The organism is Aidingimonas lacisalsi, from assembly GCF_008079445.1.
GTDB classification, from domain to species: Bacteria; Pseudomonadota; Gammaproteobacteria; order Pseudomonadales; family Halomonadaceae; genus Aidingimonas; species Aidingimonas lacisalsi.
The window spans coordinates 31820-50084 of the sequence record NZ_VRYH01000011.1 but is presented as its reverse complement, the minus strand read 5'-3'; the positions used below and the strand labels follow the sequence as shown (position 1 = coordinate 50084).

The 18265-nt window shown below is 51.8% G+C and carries 22 protein-coding genes and 1 pseudogene; 3 read left to right on the top strand and 20 right to left on the bottom strand.

What is annotated here, in order from left to right; translation table 11 throughout:
* Positions 1–40: 40 nt before the first annotated feature.
* The 4 genes from FVV99_RS19105 to FVV99_RS17095 form a co-directional block, all read right to left on the bottom strand.
* Positions 41–445: a GFA family protein gene (locus tag FVV99_RS19105; protein ID WP_161599035.1), complete on the bottom strand. Its 405-nt coding sequence runs from the start codon at positions 443–445 to the stop codon at positions 41–43.
* Positions 446–557: 112 nt separating this feature from the next.
* A complete protein-coding gene (locus FVV99_RS17105) occupies positions 558–1013 on the bottom strand; it encodes a GNAT family N-acetyltransferase (protein ID WP_148255345.1) in 456 nt (151 codons plus the stop codon).
* 521 nt (positions 1014–1534) lie between these two features.
* Positions 1535–1924 (bottom strand): RidA family protein, encoded by a 390-nt coding sequence (locus tag FVV99_RS17100; RefSeq protein ID WP_161599034.1) that lies wholly within the window; start codon positions 1922–1924, stop codon positions 1535–1537.
* Positions 1925–2539: 615 nt separating this feature from the next.
* Positions 2540–3175, bottom strand: coding sequence for a CGNR zinc finger domain-containing protein (locus FVV99_RS17095; protein ID WP_236645448.1), 636 nt, complete (start codon positions 3173–3175; stop codon positions 2540–2542).
* A gap of 27 nt (positions 3176–3202) precedes the next feature.
* On the opposite strand from FVV99_RS17095, the gene FVV99_RS17090 reads away from it, so the two are divergent.
* Positions 3203–4159 (top strand): alpha/beta fold hydrolase, encoded by a 957-nt coding sequence (locus FVV99_RS17090; RefSeq protein ID WP_148255343.1) that lies wholly within the window; start codon positions 3203–3205, stop codon positions 4157–4159.
* A gap of 258 nt (positions 4160–4417) precedes the next feature.
* Here the strand turns inward: FVV99_RS17090 and FVV99_RS17085 are convergent, their stop codons facing one another.
* The 8 genes from FVV99_RS17085 to FVV99_RS17050 all read right to left on the bottom strand — a co-directional run bounded on the left by FVV99_RS17085 (position 4418) and on the right by FVV99_RS17050 (position 10135).
* Positions 4418–5221 (bottom strand): 2-keto-4-pentenoate hydratase, encoded by an 804-nt coding sequence (locus FVV99_RS17085; protein WP_201745138.1) that lies wholly within the window; start codon positions 5219–5221, stop codon positions 4418–4420.
* Between the two features lie 140 nt (positions 5222–5361).
* On the bottom strand, positions 5362–5937 hold the full coding sequence (locus FVV99_RS17080; protein ID WP_148255342.1) for a DUF6151 family protein: 576 nt from the start codon (positions 5935–5937) through the stop codon (positions 5362–5364).
* Between the two features lie 131 nt (positions 5938–6068).
* On the bottom strand, positions 6069–6215 hold the full coding sequence (locus FVV99_RS18710; RefSeq protein WP_201745137.1) for a BrnT family toxin: 147 nt from the start codon (positions 6213–6215) through the stop codon (positions 6069–6071).
* A gap of 87 nt (positions 6216–6302) precedes the next feature.
* A complete protein-coding gene (locus tag FVV99_RS17070) occupies positions 6303–6950 on the bottom strand; it encodes a class I SAM-dependent methyltransferase (RefSeq protein ID WP_148255341.1) in 648 nt (215 codons plus the stop codon).
* A gap of 123 nt (positions 6951–7073) precedes the next feature.
* Positions 7074–7802 carry a class I SAM-dependent methyltransferase gene (locus FVV99_RS17065; protein ID WP_148255340.1) on the bottom strand — a complete coding sequence of 243 codons (729 nt, stop codon included), beginning with the start codon at positions 7800–7802 and terminating at the stop codon, positions 7074–7076.
* A 100-nt stretch (positions 7803–7902) separates the two neighbouring features.
* Complete coding sequence (locus tag FVV99_RS17060; RefSeq protein ID WP_148255339.1) at positions 7903–8532, bottom strand: dihydrofolate reductase family protein; 630 nt, start codon at positions 8530–8532, stop codon at positions 7903–7905.
* A gap of 181 nt (positions 8533–8713) precedes the next feature.
* Positions 8714–9100, bottom strand: coding sequence for a tautomerase family protein (locus FVV99_RS17055; protein ID WP_148255338.1), 387 nt, complete (start codon positions 9098–9100; stop codon positions 8714–8716).
* 147 nt (positions 9101–9247) lie between these two features.
* The gene (locus FVV99_RS17050; protein WP_148255337.1) at positions 9248–10135 is read right to left on the bottom strand and encodes a LysR family transcriptional regulator; all 888 of its coding nucleotides are present in this window, start codon (positions 10133–10135) and stop codon (positions 9248–9250) included.
* 138 nt (positions 10136–10273) lie between these two features.
* On the opposite strand from FVV99_RS17050, the gene FVV99_RS17045 reads away from it, so the two are divergent.
* Positions 10274–11029 carry an SDR family oxidoreductase gene (locus tag FVV99_RS17045; protein ID WP_148255336.1) on the top strand — a complete coding sequence of 252 codons (756 nt, stop codon included), beginning with the start codon at positions 10274–10276 and terminating at the stop codon, positions 11027–11029.
* Positions 11030–11118: 89 nt separating this feature from the next.
* Positions 11119–11388 (top strand): hypothetical protein, encoded by a 270-nt coding sequence (locus tag FVV99_RS17040; protein WP_148255335.1) that lies wholly within the window; start codon positions 11119–11121, stop codon positions 11386–11388.
* Positions 11389–11478: 90 nt separating this feature from the next.
* Here FVV99_RS17040 and FVV99_RS17035 read toward each other — a convergent pair whose 3' ends face one another.
* The 8 genes and pseudogenes from FVV99_RS17035 to FVV99_RS17000 form a co-directional block, all read right to left on the bottom strand.
* Positions 11479–11997, bottom strand: coding sequence for an AAA family ATPase (locus FVV99_RS17035; protein WP_148255334.1), 519 nt, complete (start codon positions 11995–11997; stop codon positions 11479–11481).
* A gap of 15 nt (positions 11998–12012) precedes the next feature.
* Positions 12013–12636, bottom strand: a complete 624-nt coding sequence (locus FVV99_RS17030) for a SagB/ThcOx family dehydrogenase (RefSeq protein ID WP_148255333.1) — start codon at positions 12634–12636, stop codon at positions 12013–12015.
* 91 nt (positions 12637–12727) lie between these two features.
* Positions 12728–13024, bottom strand: a complete 297-nt coding sequence (locus tag FVV99_RS17025; RefSeq protein ID WP_148255332.1) for a hypothetical protein — start codon at positions 13022–13024, stop codon at positions 12728–12730.
* Between the two features lie 32 nt (positions 13025–13056).
* The gene (locus tag FVV99_RS17020) at positions 13057–13767 is read right to left on the bottom strand and encodes a class I SAM-dependent methyltransferase (protein ID WP_148255331.1); all 711 of its coding nucleotides are present in this window, start codon (positions 13765–13767) and stop codon (positions 13057–13059) included.
* A 94-nt stretch (positions 13768–13861) separates the two neighbouring features.
* Positions 13862–14263 (bottom strand): GFA family protein, encoded by a 402-nt coding sequence (locus tag FVV99_RS17015; protein WP_148255330.1) that lies wholly within the window; start codon positions 14261–14263, stop codon positions 13862–13864.
* A gap of 86 nt (positions 14264–14349) precedes the next feature.
* Positions 14350–16434, bottom strand: a complete 2085-nt coding sequence (locus FVV99_RS17010) for an ATP-binding protein (protein WP_148255329.1) — start codon at positions 16432–16434, stop codon at positions 14350–14352.
* Positions 16435–16780: 346 nt separating this feature from the next.
* A pseudogene (locus FVV99_RS19100) lies at positions 16781–17110 on the bottom strand (transposase); the annotation flags it as partial.
* Between the two features lie 154 nt (positions 17111–17264).
* The gene (locus FVV99_RS17000; protein WP_201745135.1) at positions 17265–18167 is read right to left on the bottom strand and encodes an alpha/beta fold hydrolase; all 903 of its coding nucleotides are present in this window, start codon (positions 18165–18167) and stop codon (positions 17265–17267) included.
* Between the last annotated feature and the right edge of the window lie 98 nt (positions 18168–18265).

The following is an 18265-nucleotide window of genomic DNA, read 5'->3' as shown; positions in this document are numbered from 1 at the left end:
GCTTTGCGGCATCGCTTGCCCTTGCTTGTCATAGCCGCCGCTATTCACCAGTATACTCATGCATATACACTGGAAGACAATCTTCTATGGTCCGCCACGTTGGCTTTTCACTTACCCACATATGGCCAGTCACTTTAACCCTTGGACTTCCATCTAATAGTCCTAAACGAACACGCAAAAAGGAAAGCTCGTTGTCAGTAGTCACATAGATTGGCGAAAAGCATTTAGAGCAATAATACCTAAGCTTGCCGGGCCTGGATTCATATGCAGCCAGAGACTCGGCGCCTTTCGTGATCGTAAACGAAGGCCTCGCAACGCGAGCAACCGAAGAGTAATCCGAGCCACTAAGCTTGCGGCATGTAGTGCAATAGCAATAGCGAACGGTCAACTCGTTTTCGTGTATACAAAACTCAATGTCGCTGCAGTGGCAAGAGCCGGTGATCATGGAGAGTCGTCCTTTAGCTTTAACGGAGAGCGCAGAAGTGGCTTTTTTGGAGCAGTGCGGAGAAAGAGCCATCCAGCTGGCGCGCCTGGCTAGACGCTGTAAGAGACACCACTCAGCTACACTTCAACTGGTACATAATGAAATCAGTTGGACCACCAGTATAGCGGTCATAAAAAGCACGACCGCGCTCGTTAAAGTGCTGCGTAACCCAACGAATGGAAGGCCAACCTCGTTCCTCCGCCAATTCCTGTAACCGAGCGACCAAGGCGTCGGCGGCACCTGAGCCTCTCGCATCAGGGTCAACGAACATGTCGTCGACAAAGCCAATATCGCAGCCGCTCAAGGAACGGGGACATGCACGCACATGAGCGATCCCCAACGCCTTGTTCTGCTCACCCCGGACAATCAAACCCGCCAAGACGTGGCCAGGATCCACGAGCCAATCCCATACCTGATCTGCGACCTCATCAGTCAATGAGGTTTTATAGAACTCTGCATACCCCTCAAACAAAGACCGCCACTCAGGCTGGTCGTCTGCAGATACGAAGCTGACACGGTAATCTCCCATGTTGAATCTCCTATACCCTTTTCACTCAGGGGGTCAGTAACTCTGTATCGCCCGCCCCGTATAACGCCCGCTATAAACGGCACGAGGTACGAGCGTCCAGCGACCAAAGGGAGCGAATGTGATGGCATGGTTATGCATTTTGCAGCAATAGCGAGAACGCTTGCGCCGAGAGTGAAAGGGCTGCCATTAACGCGGCAATCGAGTTCCAACGTGATTGAGCACGAAATGTACCCGACCTATCCCAACCATCTAATGAGACTCCAGCTCAAATTGGTGTTTCTCCTTTATTCTCAGCTTTTTTTTTCGCCTCTCTACCTCTTGTTCACGGGTAACCTTTATTACGTTTGCCCTCAGCCAACAAGCCGCCGAAAGAAACCCGGACACAAATTGTCATAAATACGTCCAATATTGGAGGGTTTCGATATATGCATAACGCCGAAGCTCAGTTGCCGGCCGAAGCGCGGCAGCGCTTTGGGCGGTCAAACTGCAGCGCCTCATTACACATTAAGAGTGCCCGCAAGCTAGATAACCGCTGTAGCCTCGACTTCAAGCAAAATACTCGATTCCGTAAGCCCGGTCACCAAGACGACCGAATTTGCCGGTGGCTCGGTACCGAACGTACGTTCAAGTACCTTGCGGAGCGCTGCAACGTCTTCTTGCCTCGTAAGGTAGGTCACAAGACGGACAACGTGTCGTAGCTCGGCCCCGGAATTTGCAAGAACAGCAGCAATATTTTTAAAGACCTGTTCGGCTTGCGTTATGAAATCATCTGCCGGCAATAGATGGCCGTTTTCATCGGCTGGTACCTGGCCAGAGCAAAAGAGGAACTTTGTAGGGTTCTGAACCTCTACGCAATGCGTGTAATTGCTAAACGGACGATGGACGGTTTCCGGGTTTTTGAACTCGCGCAAAAGGCCTCCTATTTTCTCAAACAGTATAATGCCGCTCAGCACGCGCGGTTACGGAATGGAGGCGCAGCCGCAATGCAGTAACCGTCGCCGTGACTGGCATAGTTAGCTGAGAGTAAAGGGATTGCGGTGAAACCTGATCCCTGGCAACCAACACAACGGCTTGCTCCGTTCCTTTTGCACCGAAACCTGCCGATGCACCATGATTAAAACCACCGCCGATGATGCGGTGAACGAACCTGGACTTCAGATTAGCAGATCCGAAACCAATTTTCGGCGGACGGCCCCACAAGGCAAGCACCGATTTTAATACCAACACCTGCGACAGATTGAGCTACCAACCTGACCGCGGATTCTGAGGACCGGCCTTGGCAAAACCACCAACCTTGCCGGTTTTGCTACCCATTTTAGGCCAAGGCCGGTGGTACCAAGCCAACAAACAGGAACAAGGCAGTAGCAGCTAACGCCAGCAGCAGGGTCGCGACATCAGGAGAGTCCCTTGCCTGCACTTGTTAAATTCATGCCGCATCCACAGCTCTCACCAAGACCGGGGGAAGTCCAGCAGGGCAAAAAGAACTGTGGAAAATCGGTACATTGTCGCTCATTCCTATCGAAAACTTATTTGGCGTTTCTTCTGGCACGGTATGCAACCGCCTTCATCCGATTGCCACAGGCAGCCATGCTGCACCAGCGACGGCGATGCGATTTCGTTTGATCGTGGAACAGCAAGACACAATCACAGGCTTCACATTCCTTCACAAGCTGCAGGCTTTCTTCCGTCAGCAATCTGACCAAGGCCAGAGCCACAGGCTGCAACAGGCTCTCACCCTCCAGGTTGCGTCGGTACTGCTGTTTCTCGAATACGCCTTTCGCTGGCTGCCATTCAATCCTCTCGATGGGACGACCGCGTTCAAGAACACGATTAACGAGATCGGTATTCGCTGCTCGTCCGTCTTTGGCAGAGATGACCAACATCCTCATGTCCTCACGAAGCGCACGGGCAAGCTGCAACAGCCCAGTGGGCGGAGACTCAAGATCTTCAGTTAACACACCGGCCTGGCCGAGCCACTGGACGACGCTACTGTCATCATCCAGACACTCATGCTGATGACTTGCTGTGCCAAAGAGCGTGTTGATGAAGTCGAGAGCGAGATTCCCCGCGATAAACGGTGGCGAAATTTCCGATGACATGAAAGCAACCCTTAAAAATGATGTTGACAGGTTACCACCACCCTTAGTAACCTTCAAAAACACATTTTAAAGGTTACTAAGGAGCTGGCCATGACACATAGATACCCCAACACACCCGCTTCTAACGCGGACGCTCCGCCAGCAAAGGCTATAGATTCTTCCTCACAGAGAACGCAGCAGACCCACTACCGCTTTGAGAAGGTGCATGATGTCAACGTTTTCTATCGCGAAGCCGGGGACCCCGCAGCACCGACGGTTCTGCTACTGCATGGGTTCGCTGCCTCGTCTTACATGTGGCGCGATGTCATCGAAGCACTTGCAGACAACTATCACGTCGTTGCCCCGGATTTGCCAGCTTTTGGCTATACAGAGTCTCCCGAGCGCAGCCAATACAAGTACACCTTCGACAACCTGACGCAGACTATCGATCAATTCACCGATCAATTAAAACTCAACCGCTATGCCATTGCAGTTCACGACTACGGCGCGCCGGTAGGATGGCGTTTGGCACTGGCCTATCCGTCAAAAGTGACAGCGATTATTTCGCAGAACGGCAATGCGTACGAGGAAGGCCTTTCAGAAGGATGGGAACCGATCCGGAAGTACTGGAACAACCCCACGAAGGAAAACCGCGAAGCGCTCAGTGACTTCCCGACACCGGATTCCATTAAATGGCAATATGTGGAAGGGGTCAGCGATACGGGCCTTGTTTCGCCGGATACCTACACGCTGGAGGGTGCCCAGATATCACGCCCCGGTATGGCGGATATTCAACTCGATCTGTTGTTGGATTACGCGACCAACGTTGAAAAATACCCGGAATTCCAAGCGTATTTCCGAGAGTACCAACCGCCATTGCTCGCCGTCTGGGGAGAGCATGATCCTTTTTTCCGCCCACCCGGCGCTGAGGCCTGGAAGCGGGATATTCCTCACGCAGACATTCGCTTTTATGACACGGGGCACTTCGCCCTGGAAACCCACGGTGAAGTGATCATACCGGCAATTCGCGAATTCTTGGATGATCATTTGAAAGCCGGAGTGAGCTGAAGAGTCGGCTTTCAACCCTCAACCATCCCCGGGAACGTGCGACCGAATGGCGGCTAATCCTGGGAGTGGATGTAAACGCTGCCGCACGGACCGGCCTTGGCAAAACCACGAACCTTACCGATTTTTCTACCCGTTTTCGGCCAAGGCCGGTGGCACCAAGCCAACAAAAAGGAACAAGGCACTACGAGCTAATGCCACGCATGAGCCGCCGAGCAAGCGGGCAACGCCTGCTTGCGAAAGTCGGCCTCGATGCGCTTGTTAGCCGTCATCACGAGACAACGCGACTCGTACCGAGCCAAAACCATCGATTTCGGTTTCAAACAAGTCGCCCGCTGAGAGGGGCACGATCGGACCCAAGGCTCCACTGAGGACAATATCGCCCTGTTTCAGGGGCTGTCCGACAGCAGTGACCGCTCGCGCAAGCCAGAGTAGCGCAACAAGAGGGTGGCCGAGCGAGGCGCCGCCTACCCCAACTGAAGATATTTGGCCGTTCAATCTCGAAACCATGCCGCAAAGTGCCATGTCGACCTCATTGATCCGACGCGGTTTGTTGCCAAGAACGTACATCCCGCACGATGCGTTGTCAGCGATTGAATCGGTTGCACGAATGTCCCAACCCGCGATACGAGAATCGATGATTTCAATCGCGCAGACGGCATACTCCACTGCCCTCATGACATCGGCCATGGTCAACTCTTCACGATCAAGGTCGCGTCTGAGCACAAAAGCGACCTCAGATTCGGCTCGCGGCTGCAGCAAGCCGTCGCCTGGAATTCGCTCTCCATTAGTTCCCTCGCGGTCCGCGAAAAGTGTTCCATAGTTCGGCTCGTGGTACCCAAGCTGCTTCTGAACCGCGGCCGAAGTCATGCCGATCTTACGACCCACTGGGCGGGCTCCGGCAGCAACTTGCTTCGCGATGTTCAGTTCCTGCACCGCGTAAGCGCAGGCGATGTTGTCGGCCCCGATGAGACCGCGCACCGGTGCGCAAGGTTTCCGGCTGTCAGCCGCCTCCCAAAGGCGCATCGCCGCTTGTTCCGTAGGCGTCAAGTCTCGCTTTGTCACCCGGTATCTCTCCTGTTCTTGCGTTCGATTTTCGCGGCTGTATTCATCATGACGGCTAACGTACAAGGTAAGCGGTGGCCGAAGGCCGTCCGCTTGAGCGCAGAGTTAGGCGCTTATCTGTGGACAATATACTATCCCGCCTACCGTTCCGCTTCGCTCAGCACATAGGGAGGTACAATAGGCGTAACACCGTTTTCTGCAAAAAATGGCGACGGCTTAACTTTTTTGAGCAGTTTGCCTTTAAGTATGAACGGCAACACGGTTACAAAAGCCTTCATATTGAATTTTGCGGGCGTACCCGCGGGTGGCGTTCCCTTTGCATAACGGCCCATGATGCGGCTGCGAACTGGCCCCAGCACCTGATCGAGTGTGTTGGAATCTCGAGCCGTGTACACACAGCTCAGGAAGCCAATCCACGGAGTGTTTGGACGGGTATTGGCGACGGGTGTATTGCAACACGAGGTGGAAAAGCGAAACATCCCATTTGGCGCCAGCCGTGTGCATTTCAAGTGCTCCTGTCCGTTGATAATTTCAACATCGGCAGGGTACGCGGGAATCACCTCCGTGCCACCATTGGCGTCAAGCAGATCCTCGCGCTTAATGTAACGTAGATACGATTGGCAATCATCGCAATAACAAACCAGACGTCCCGGTGTATTATTGGGAAAGGCTTTGAGCTTGGCGCGGAATTTACCGCATTCGCACTGTATTTCCATATCGGAAGTTCTCGTTGGGTCACGGGGATGTTTGAGTTCCTAATGCTGAGCGAAGCGGCGGCCCGTTAGGGACGTTCCTTTTTTCCCTGTATGTGATACAGCCGACCAATGCCTGTCACCAATCTTACCTATCAGCAAGAACCTGGTTCATCCTCTGATTTTGACTGGATTTCCAGCAGATACGGATCTTTCCACAGCCCTTGGGCAGCCACGAAGTCGATTCCATTCTTATCCACGTTGACTTGGCTTGTGGCTTCGTCGAACTCAAAGTCATCCATGAGTATGGATTATTCTTTTTTTACTCATCTCGCAAGGTGTGACTGGGAGCAGGCAGTGGCTAACAGGTATTATGTGCTACTCATCGATTAGGCGCGCTCGAAAAGCAACGTCAATAGACGAAAATCAGTGTCCATTTCGTTTTGCCACTCGCCTATACGACAAAGCGTAAAACCAGCTTTGATACCTTCGTTAATATACTCGGATACGTGATGAGTGAAGGCTGGCACCAGCACATCCTGGTCCGTCTCAGTATCACGATACTTCGCTTGTGCTCCCCGAAGCTGCTTGTAAGGGTGCAACTCGCCAATGTAAAACAAGCCCTTGGGCAAGAGTATGTGGTGAGCCTCGTTGAATACGTGGCTCAGATCTCGCACGTGCTCCAGCACGAGGTTGGCTACGACCAAATCGAATGCCAGATCAAACGACCACGGCTTTGTAATGTCTGCTTGCAGCATGCATGCTTTCTCCTCGCCTAGACGGCTACGTGCCTTCTTGAGCATGCCTTCCGCAATATCCACTCCAACAACAGACTGGGCGTGCTCAGCAAGCCAGATCGTGTTGATTCCTGTGCCGCACCCAATCTCCATAACTGACTTACCGGCAAGTGCGAATGGTTGTTGGCGAAGTACCCTTGCGTTGAGATCACGCGTAGGATTTTCGTTTGTATCGTACTGGTGTACCCACGTGTCGTAGGCTTTTTGTACTTCAGCAGGCGTATTATGCATTTGAATCATCGTTTTCCGTAACTAATGTACTGAGCCGATTCAACTGGATGTATTCTGTATTGAGGAAAATAACGCTGCGCTCTGCGGCAAATTTGGAGCGCAGCGGAAAATTTGTCCGACAGCAGTGCTTTGTTAGACGCGGTCTGCAACTACGCGAACCATTCCAGACTGCGTCTGTTCGCGCGCTGTGCTGAACCCAACTTTTTCTAACTCATCGATCAACCACGCAGGCGATATACGTATCTTCTGGTAAGCGCTGACACTAAACTCCCATGCATTTCCGTTCCATTCGTACAAGATATCGTTGACCGTAAGGTGGCTGTCTCCGTACTCAAGAAAACATGTAAACACTCTGTTCGGGCTACTTCGAACAGGGATGAATCGCTGCTCGGCTTGCAACGGTGTAGAATAATCGCGGAATGTCGTAACAAAGCGACCACCGGAAACCAAGTGATCAAAAACCGACCGAATTAAATCGATTACAGCTCCTTTGTCGGCTAGGTGAGTTAGCGTGTCGGTCATGCAAAGCACTAAGCTAGCCTTGTCCGGCAAGTGCAGAGGAAATGAGAGAAGATCATCCTCAACGGCTTCAATCGATAACTCACCACTTTTCATCCGCAGTTCATCCAGCAGGCTCCGGCAATTATCGATAGCTACCACATCAAAACCGCGCCGCGCTAGTGGAATAGCATGCATGCCGAAGCCGGCGCCGAGATCGACAGCCAGATCACGTTCACCCACGGTGTTAGCAATCGCCTCCACCTCTTTGGTACCTCGTTCCAGGGCTGAATCGAACCCGCCGACCATCCATGTGTAGACGGGTCCGAGGTGTTGCTCATAATGCTCTTGAACTCGATTCATATGCTATTCCTTTTCCAAACGCCTAACGCCCCTGTGCAGCGGCGAGCGTAGCGAGTCCGGCGCCGACAGGCGCGAACTGCCACGGCTTGTTAGGCCTCCATCACTTACGGATATAGCGCAAGTGTGTGGCATCTGGACCATCAAGAACCGTGTCAATGCGAAACTGCGGCCCAGGCTCGCGTAGATTCTCAAAGAGACGCCGCCCACCGCCGAACAACACGGGGGCCAGAGCAATCTCCAGCTCGTCGATGGCATCCAAAATCAGGTACTGCTGAATCACATCTGCGCCACCTGAAATACGTATATCACGATTTTCCGCCGCCTCCCGAGCCAGCGCCAGTGCACGCTCCGGCCCCTCATTGATGAAGTAAAACGTCGTTCCGCCAGGGCGCACCCATGGGTCTCGTTTCTCGTGGGTAAGAACGTATACCGGCGTGTGAAACGGGGCTTCCTCTGGCCAACTAACTTCGCCTTGGTCGAACATTCGCTTACCCATGATGTTGGCGCCTGTGCGCTCAAAGGTGTGGCGAACCATTTCATTGACCGGGCCAGTCTCGCCCCCCGGGCCGAAGTTGAGCTTCTTGCGCATATACTGTTGATTGAGGAGCCAAGTCATTAGCGCGCCCCACTTTTCGCCCCAATTCTTGTACTCGGGATCTTCCATGATCATCCCTTCCGGTGCCATGTAGCCATCGAGACTAAGACCAATGTTAACGAATACTTTGCTCATCCTATGTTCCTCGCTTATTCATGTTGTACTCGTATATAGTCGATAACAGTGATGAATAATCGACATCTAGTCTTGAATTTTCTACTGTGCTGCCAAAACGGCCTAACGCGAAGCTAAGCGGCGGCCCGTCAGGGACGTCCGGTGGACGGCCCTTAGGCCGGGAACGTACTTGAGCGATTTGTTACACATTAACTGAGTACTTGAGGTCACGTGCCTCGTCTCCAGTCATGCCCCGAAATCCCCAACAATGGGCAGGTTGCTCCTTAATTGTCACTTCGATGTCCACAGGTGATATGCCAACCACAGACTCAATCTTGTTGAAGAACTCCTTGATCAGAGCTTTTTGGGTCTCCGGAGCTCGCCCCTGCATCATGTTGATCTCGATGGCAGTGTAGGCTGGAGTTCTGCCACCGGGGTAATAAAAATCCTCGGCATCCATCGGGATAAAACGATGAGCCCGCTTATCTTCCGGCATTCCGAGTACGGACTGCATGCATCCGTGAATGACCTCAGAGAGCTGAGCCTTGATCGGATTAAGGTGTTCTTTGATTCCATAGATGACTATCACGATGCCTCCTGCAATGTGTAACGCGGCGCTTTGCGTCAATTTTGTAGCCGCGCAGCGGTGGAAAATCGGTCGCCGTGCAGCCGATTGTCAGGAATTTTTCGGGATGCCGAACAAGGATCGACCCCAATAAGGAATACACAGATTCCGTTAAGTGGTCTGTGAGCTCAGCTCCTCAGATAACAGCCTGACGAACTCCTTAACCTTAACCGGCAGATAAGAGCGTGCCGGATAAACTGCGTGCACCGGAAAGCTTCGTAAAGGTCTGTCTGGCAGTAAACGAACCAGTCTGCCGCTCTCAATATCTTCCTCAAACACCCACAAAGGGCCAAGGTGTATCCCTTTGCCCTCGAGGACCAGTCTGCGCACCGCGGTAACGCTGTTGACTGTTATGTTGCTTCTTATCTTCTGGTGCGAAAAGCGATTTCCATCGGAAAATTCGATGTCACTTCTTGCCTGACTGGACGAGTACAGAATGAAATTGTGCGACTCCAGTTGTTCCAGAGATGTCGGCGTACCGTACTTATCCAGATACGCGGGGCTGGCGACCAGCACTCGCCTGTTATGGCCCAGATGTTTCGCGATCAGACTGGAATTCGGCAGGTCGCCGATTCGCACAGCAACATCAAGATCGTTCTCCACCAAGCTCTCAAACGGGCTACCCAGTAACAATTCTACCGACAATTCCGGAGCCTGCTCTTGCAGCTGGCAAACGACGGGAACCACGAACCTGGTGCCGAAATCCACCGGTGCAGTGATACGCAATTTACCGGTGAGCAGAGAAACGCCGCTCTTGATTTCCTCTTCCAGCGCCAGTTGATCATCCAGGATCACCCGCAGACGCTCGTAATAACGCTGCCCAAGCTCCGTTGGTGTGGTCCGTTGCGTGGAACGACGCAGTAATCTGACCTGGAGGCGCTCTTCCAGTGCCGCGATCTGGCGGCTGACGGAGGAGGGTTCGAGCTTAAGGTATTCTGCAGCTTTCTTGAAACTGCCCGACTCTACCACCCGAACAAAGAGTTGCTCGACATGCCCCATTCTTATTGCGCTCTATGCATTTAATAAATGCAGATTAGCACCCTTCCTGCGCTTTTCTCAATTTCATAATCTGAATCTACGGCGATCGGAACTGCAGCAGAGTACCGAGCCCCCTTCACTAACCGCAGGAGAGGAATCATGGCAAAGATCGATCTGAATGGGAAAGTGGCACTCGTTTCTGGCGGCGCCAAGAACCTCGGTGGGCTTATCAGCCGGGAATTTGCCGCAAGCGGGATGGACATCGTAGTGCACTACAACAGCGATGCCACCGAGAAAGACGCAGGCGCAACGGTAGACACCATCAAAGGTATGGGCCGTAACGCGATTGCGATCCAGAGCGATCTGACGAAAGCTGCCAACGTAGCGGCGCTTTTTCAGCAGGCAAAAGACCACTTCGGGGGCATCGATGTAGCGGTCAATACCGTTGGGAAAGTGCTGCGCAAACCCATCATAGAAACAACGGAAGCAGAATTCGACCAGATGATGGCCATTAACGCCAAGTCCGCCTATTTCTTTATTAAAGAGGCGGGCCTGCACCTCAACGATAATGGCAAGCTCATCACCATCGTGACCGCCTTGCTGGCCGCATTCACCGACGGCTACTCCACCTACGCCGGCGGTAAAGCGCCCGTGGAGCACTTCACCCGTGCCGCGGCAAAAGAGCTGTCCGATCGGGGGATTTCGGTCAACAATATTGGGCCAGGCCCGATGGATACACCGTTCTTCTACGGTCAGGAAACCCCGGAGCGCGTCGAATTCCACAAGTCTCAGGGCATGGGGAATCAGCTCACGAAGATTGAGGACATTGTCCCCATTGTGAAATTCCTGGCATCGGAGGGCTGGTGGATAACTGGCCAGACACTCTTTGCGAATGGCGGCTACACGACCCGATAACCCCTTGAGGCTTTATCGCCTCCGGCAGAGTTTGCCGGAGGCGACACTCCTATCCAAATGATTCAGACCCAGAGTGACGGGAGACAAGCATGAGAACATTATTAATGATCGTTGGGGGCATCGTTCTTTGGGCAGTCATTACGGGACTTGCCAAGCTGTTTCACCATCAAGCGAGCAGTAGCTGGGCACCTGTGGTCATTTTCGCAGCTGTGTGGCTCGCGATCACCAGCTGGAACGTTTGGGTAGGGGTGACGCAAGCCGGCTATACGTTTATGCAGGAGTTACCCATCTTTCTGTTGACCTATCTGCTGCCCATCGCCGTTGCGGTTGTTGTAAAGCGCAAATCCACATCATCGTGATGGTGCTTCTGGCATTACAAATTCACCAGCCCTCAGACACCTAACGCCAAAGCTCAGTTGCCGGCCGAAGCGCGGCACCACTTTGGACAGTCAATTGAAGCGGTTAGTTAGGCCTTTCTGTCTCAAAACTTCTATTTGCTCAGACAACGACATGGCCCCTTCCAGATTTATGACGCAACATGAGCGTTGTTCTAGCCATGCACGGTGTCTGGCGAGACTTCTTCCCGGCGCAGTTCCTTGATCATACTGTGCCGCCCATTCCAGGAAATCGGGATCTGCAGCGCCAAAAAGATGGATCTCTCTTTCCCGTAGCCTCTTCAAGCGGATATGAGCTTCCACATAAAGAAAGATCACCACATCAAAAGCATTCTCAATTTCCTCGCCCCATTGCATCACAGATCCTGAGACAACTGCGTCCGGATAGCTTTCCAGGCTCGACATCATCAGCCTGCGCCTTTCCTCTACAGGTCTTTTCTTCGTGAAAGGCGGATCAGTTTCCAGCCAATAAAAGTCATCGGCCTCCAGGAAGGAGGCATTCAGCTCCCCGGCGAGAGCCTTGCCAAGTGTGCTGGTTCCGGAACCTGGTGCACCGGTAATAAGAATGTGCATCGTAGAGACCTAACGTTAAATATCCCGCCGTTGCCCGATACACAGCAGTGCAGTTGGTTCCATGTTTGAGGGTAATCTCAACACCTCCTTGACCCTTGCATCATCAAACCCTGCCACCAGAACACAGCCAAGTCCGAGAGCCGTGCTCTGGAGATGAACATTTTGTGCTAGAGCCCCAGTTTCCATATATACATAGCGAGCACCGCGCTCTCCCTGGGGTGGCTGAGGTTCAAAGTGCCGAACTGCATCTCCGAGTTTCGCTGAAACCCCGATAACGATTGCCGCCTCTTTCAACCACGGTTGATCGCCAATCCCTAGCTCCTGCACTGCCTCTTCCGGAACACGGTTAGCAACCAGCTTCAACGAATGGCTATCAGCCTCATACTCATAGGTACCGGGCTCAAGTGCCGACACACGCTGCACCACAATTTGTAGATGCAGTGGGTATAAGCCACCTGCCGATGGAGTTGCTCTTTTTTGGCCTGGCCCTGTTACTCCTAGGGCCGCCCAAAGCAATTGGGACAAAACACCTATAGGTAGCAGCACCTTCGTGTACTGCCTCACGCTGCGCCGTTCCTCAATACAGCGAGCCAATGACCCTGAGTTTTGCAATTCTGGTGCAGGTAGCTCTAAAACCATGCATTTACTCCCTATGCATAACGATGAAGCTCAGCCGACGCGAAACCGCGCAGTGGTTGAGTGGTCGGCTGGAGCGCATGGTTGGGCCGGATCATGTCGATCCGGCACCCCATGCCCAGTCACCTCCAACAACGACGAAAATCTCTGAACTAAAGCCCCTCCGTTGAAACGCAGCCTGAACCTTACTTCTGATGTCATTTCGAACCGATGTGGCAATGTTTCCATTAAAGGTTCCCATGACCGATGTCGTCGGAATCACGACATCACCACCTTGGTCTGATTTTATGACTTTATTCAGGCCGATCTTTGCCAAATCGGAGTACGCATTGTCGTACTCCTGCTTGGATGCGTCCTTTAAATCGAACGTGCAAAACACCAGGTAACTCATGAGAAACCTCCATGTACTGCCCAACGCCAGAATTAGGCGGCATTGCTTGGGGCGCGTTTTGACAGCCACGCATGAATCAATCCAGCCTGGAAGAACTGTACGGGAGGCGCGAAACCTCCGCACTCAATAATTGACGCGATTCTACTTGGTGGAAGAACGCCAACATCATTGGCATAGGCTTTTCGCATGCGATCTATCCCATCAGGCGAGATATCTGATGCTGCCATCATGTTCATCCAAGCGCGAAGCAACACTTCATACTCGGATGACTCTACATCCGAGGCCAAGTCAGAACTTGCAAGAATCCCTCCCGGCCTGAGCTTGCGTGATATTTCTCGGAAGAACTCGGAGCGTGCTTGTTGGTCTAGGATGAATTGAGACACTAAAAAGCAAGTGGCTGCGTCATGTGGTTCGGTGGCTTGGAGTGAATCAAGATAGCCTTCGTGGAAGTGGCAACGAGACGCAAATCCCTTCTTTTCAGCTCGTTGTCGGCAAAGATCCAACATAGGGCCGGAAGGCTCTACCGCAGTAAACCGCCACGCAGGATTCTTCTGGGCAAGGTGGGCCAGCTCCGCTCCGGTTCCCGCTCCAACACAAAGAACTCGTGCGTCAACAGGTAACTCAGTAAGCAACGATTCCAGAAGGAAGTACAGGCAATCTTTTATCGGTGCCGTCTTAGCCCACTGTGTATCGTAGCCAGCGGCCTGTTGGTCGAATATTTCCTTGATTTCGTCTTGACGCATTCCGTTCTCCACGTTCTTTCCGCCTAACGCTGCCAGCATGCGCGCCTTTGTAGTGGAGGCGAAGCCGCAACGGAAAAGGTGTCGCCGTGCCTAGTTAAATGTCGTCACGCCATTCTCTATGCTTGCGTACCCTGTCGTACTCAAGCCATGGTGCGTCATGTGAAACCCAAATATGAGCCTCTGGCCTCAATTCAGGCTCATCGTCCAGCGTAGCCACTCGAACAATCACATGTGGCTGCGATGGCCTCTCTGCTACCAAATGAGAACCACAGTGTTTGCAAAAATGGCGCAATTTTCCAGGCGAGGATTCGAACGTAGACATAGAACTCGTGCCCTTGAGCCAACGAAAATTCTCGCGCTTTACACCAGCCGTAGAGGCAAATGGGGCCGCATGGGCTTTGCGACAAGTCTGACAATGACAGTGCACAATTGGCATATCCACTGAGTCTATTTCGTAACTTATCTTGCCACACAAACAGCTTCCCTTCAGCGCCATAGGGCGATCTCCTTCTACACATTTAACGCCTTGCTCACCGGTAAATTAGGAGCGCAGCGAGTAATTTATCCGTGTGCAGCAACTTGTTAGCCACCGTGCGCCTGCGGCTCATCAATTTCAGGCACAGAGAATATCATTGGTGTTCCGCTACTAAAGGCTTTACCAACAGCAATTGCATGCCGCGGTTTAAGTCTAGTGAGAGACGCCACATAGTCTGAGCTCATGTAGTTACCTAGAAATTCCGCACTCGTTCGATCAAATTGCTGGAACGCAACAACTGAATTACATTGTGTCAAAACTGTCTTTGAAATGTTTGCGGTCCGTTGGCCGATTACGATAAATCCAACGCCATATTTTCTTCCCTGAAGCGCAATCTGAGCAATACTGTTTACAACCGAACTAGACCGTTTGTCATCAACCCCCAAAAAATTCCACTCAGGGACTATAGTATGCGCCTCTTCAAGAACCACACATACTTTTTTTCCATTCAACTCGCTCGCTTTTGCTAGTTCAAAGAGGGATTTAAAGAACCACTTTGTAAATTCAAGTATTCCAGCAGTGTTGGTAACATCTGGAAGCTCAAACAACACAGCCTTTTCATCGTTCGCTACGAAAGATTGCAATGCCGCTTTAAACCCGTTGCGAAGCTCTCCTTCCTTTTGTGAAATTAATAATTTATCCCGTTTGTTCGCAAACTCATCCATTTGTTCGTTTATAGTATCTATTGCGGAAAACAAATCTTCTGCAGCCTGCCCTTCTACCAACGAACTTCCGATTAAATCGGCTAGCTTTTCTTTGTATTCATTGGTAAAATCAACGCATATAACTTTTGCATCTTCATCCGCGATTTGACGGATTAGATCTCTCGCAAAAACAGATTTCCCTGAACCAGTTACACCTAAAATAGCTAAATGATGAGTAACAGCGCTTTCTCTATCTATAAATACTGGAAAGTTGCTGCTCGGGATGCTACCTATTTGGTATTCGTTTGGAAGGCAGTCGGGAATATCAATTGTCTCAGCTTTTGACACCGGACTATTCATGCTGGGCACCCACCCATACCGATCAAAACTTCGATTTTCTGCGTTCCATATTCCTAGTTGAACTGCTTCTCCAATAATGAACCCTGCTTCATTTCGAGATTCTAAAATTTCAGATCCGGTCGTACCCTCTACAACTTGATATAGGACGTTGCTAACACCACAGCACACTTGAAGTAACTCTCCTTCTTGAATTCTTACATTAAATGCGTATTCAAACCTTAGCTTCTCAATGGTTGTGCCCTCACAAACCGTCCCGACCAAATGGCTAACCAGAGCTAGCTCTCCACCTACGTTCAATAAATGAACAACTCCCTTTTTGGGTGATTTAGGGGCTGTGGTTTTCTCTTTCAGTTCACCAAATGATTCATCAGTTAGAATCTTTATCCATCTCTGTTCGTTTAGCTCATACGCTTCAATAACAAGACCCGCTATCCATTTATCTCGCCCCCCCGAGTTTGATACAAAACCCGCAACATCAAACCGATTTATAGGAGGACTGTCAGGGTACACTTTTGCCAAGTAGGCGCTTGATGATTGTATGCCAAATAGTTCAGCTACCGCTGACTCTGATTGCTTATTTACTGAGTTAAATGAAATAATTGCCTTTTTTGGGTCAACAAGGAGTAGGACGGCTGCATAAGCGAATAATGCAATGAATAGCGGCGACTGACTATCAACATAAAAAAGGACGCACAACACAAAAAAAGAAAACCATAAGAATCTTCCGTTACCGAAACGAATAGCAATTGTTTTTAATATTGCCGAAACTCTGTTTATTCGCGCTGACGGAGATTTTTCAGGACTCAATATCAGAAGAGCCGCGAGGGAAACGACTAGTAAAGCTGCACTATATCCCCAAATTATCCAATACCACAACCCCATCTCATTAAGCTCAGAATGGAGTGGGGAAAGTAGAAGTAAGATAGAAACCGCTGACGCAACCACATCAGTCGGTCTCGTAAAAAAATGTTCAGCCAATAAAGTTGTAAAGGACAGCATTATAAGCGCCGATATAATTAGAATCCCTTTACTGTTCAGAACGTCCATTGGCGATTTAAACGCGATATAACCAACTAAAAGTAATGCTAGCGTAGCTAGGAAGACTATTATTCTTTGTCCCTTTGGCATGAATGCTCCTTAAAGGTTTGCCGTGGCTAACAGTTCAGCATTTTTTCACCGTGCAGAGCATGGCGGATAAATGCCTGTTGGACTAAGCCGCCCATCAGGCTGCGATACCACAGCTTCTATAGGGTATTGTATTGACCGAAGCGTAACCGGAGGCACCCGGTCGCGTGGGTACAGGCCTGTGATGTCGCGTTCGGACCGTGAGATTGGCCATGTTTTCACCCCTTTTCGAACCCGATTTAACCCAACCTAGCGCGTCTATTGGTCAAAAGCCAACATCGGGACGAGCGTTGCCACGACCCGCAAGCGGGCCGACTCGTCGAGTCCGTTGTGTGAATAGAGCGTTAGGTCATGTTCGATAACGTTGGGTCCGTGGTTGTCTAGTCGGCCGTGCAGGGATCGCCCGGGGCTGAGTGTCCCGATCACCCGCAGTGTCGGTTGCCGGCAATGCGGGCAGGTGTAGGTCGGTGTCGAGTCGCCGGCAACGATTGGCCAGAAAGCCGTAGTGACGGACCCGCATCAACCCCTTGAGCAGGACGTGGAGAAGGAAGCGACGCACGAACTCTTCGCCAGCGAGCACGAGCCGTTTGGGTCGATCACGGTCGCGATAATCCTTGACGCGCAGGGTGACCTGGCGGTCGTCCACGGCAAGGATGCGGGCATTGCTGATGGCGATCCGGTTGGCACGCTTCCGCCCCTACCTGGCATGTTGCAATGAGCGGCTGCCATCCATGCGGTAGTCCCTGCGTCCGTACTGGTTACACTAGCCATCGTCAGTGCTCTTTAGCTTACCGTAACCAGCCGTTACGCCGCGAGCAACGCCCACGCAAGCATTAGAGCGCTTTAATAACACCCGCAGCATGATTGGCAATTTCATCGGCTATGCGCGGCAGCAACGCCTTTGGTAGACAATGGCCAAGCCCGTCAATTTCTACCAGCCAGCCATTTGGCAGCAGGTTTGCGATGTGTTTGCCATGGGGAGGTGGGTTAAGTGGGTCCTCAGAACCTTGAATCACCAAGGCGGGAACGCCCACCTTGCTTAATTCTTGCCCTCGACGAAGTGATACAGGCGTTGCCATCGCATGATTCCCAGGCTGCGCCCATGTCCCGGCGTGATCGATACAACATTGCTCACGCAGCCGGAAATCTGACTCGTCAAATTCAAGCCGATCCCCTGACAGTAGCCTCCACTCGTTAACGCGACGATCCAGCTCTTCCTCCATGCTCCCGGAGGGGATTGCGCGCGCAGCAAGCGCTTCAAGTACCTCTTTATTGGGCAAGGGCAAACCATCCGGCGAACTCTCTCCTGAAAAGGCGCGTGCAATATTGCCAACGAAGTCCACATCAAGCGCCGCTCCACACATAAGCGTCAGGCTCATTAGCCGGCCTGGATAATCCAGCGCAAGAACTTGGCCTAACGTCGCGCCTATCGATAAACCTACAAAATGAACCTTATCCGCTTCCCACGCATCGAGAATCGACACAGCGTCTGCCGCCAGGTCCTCCACGGTGTAGGGATCCTGATCAAACGCCATGAAGGTAGAGCGCCCTGTATCGCGATGATCATATCGGATCACGCGATATCCCTGGGAAACGAGCAAATCGACGAATTCATCCGGCCACATCAGGGCTGATGCATTGGCGCCTGCAACCAGTAGAATCGTCTCTCCCTGGTCGGGGCCAATCGACTGACTCCAAAGTGACCTGCCACCCAAAGCAACGAACTTCTCTGGCACCCATACCTCCTGCAGAACCGTCTCACGACTTTTGAACGCTCGGCTAATGCGTGCCTGCGGCACCGCTCGACCAGTCCTCCCCCTCAAGAGAAAAAGCT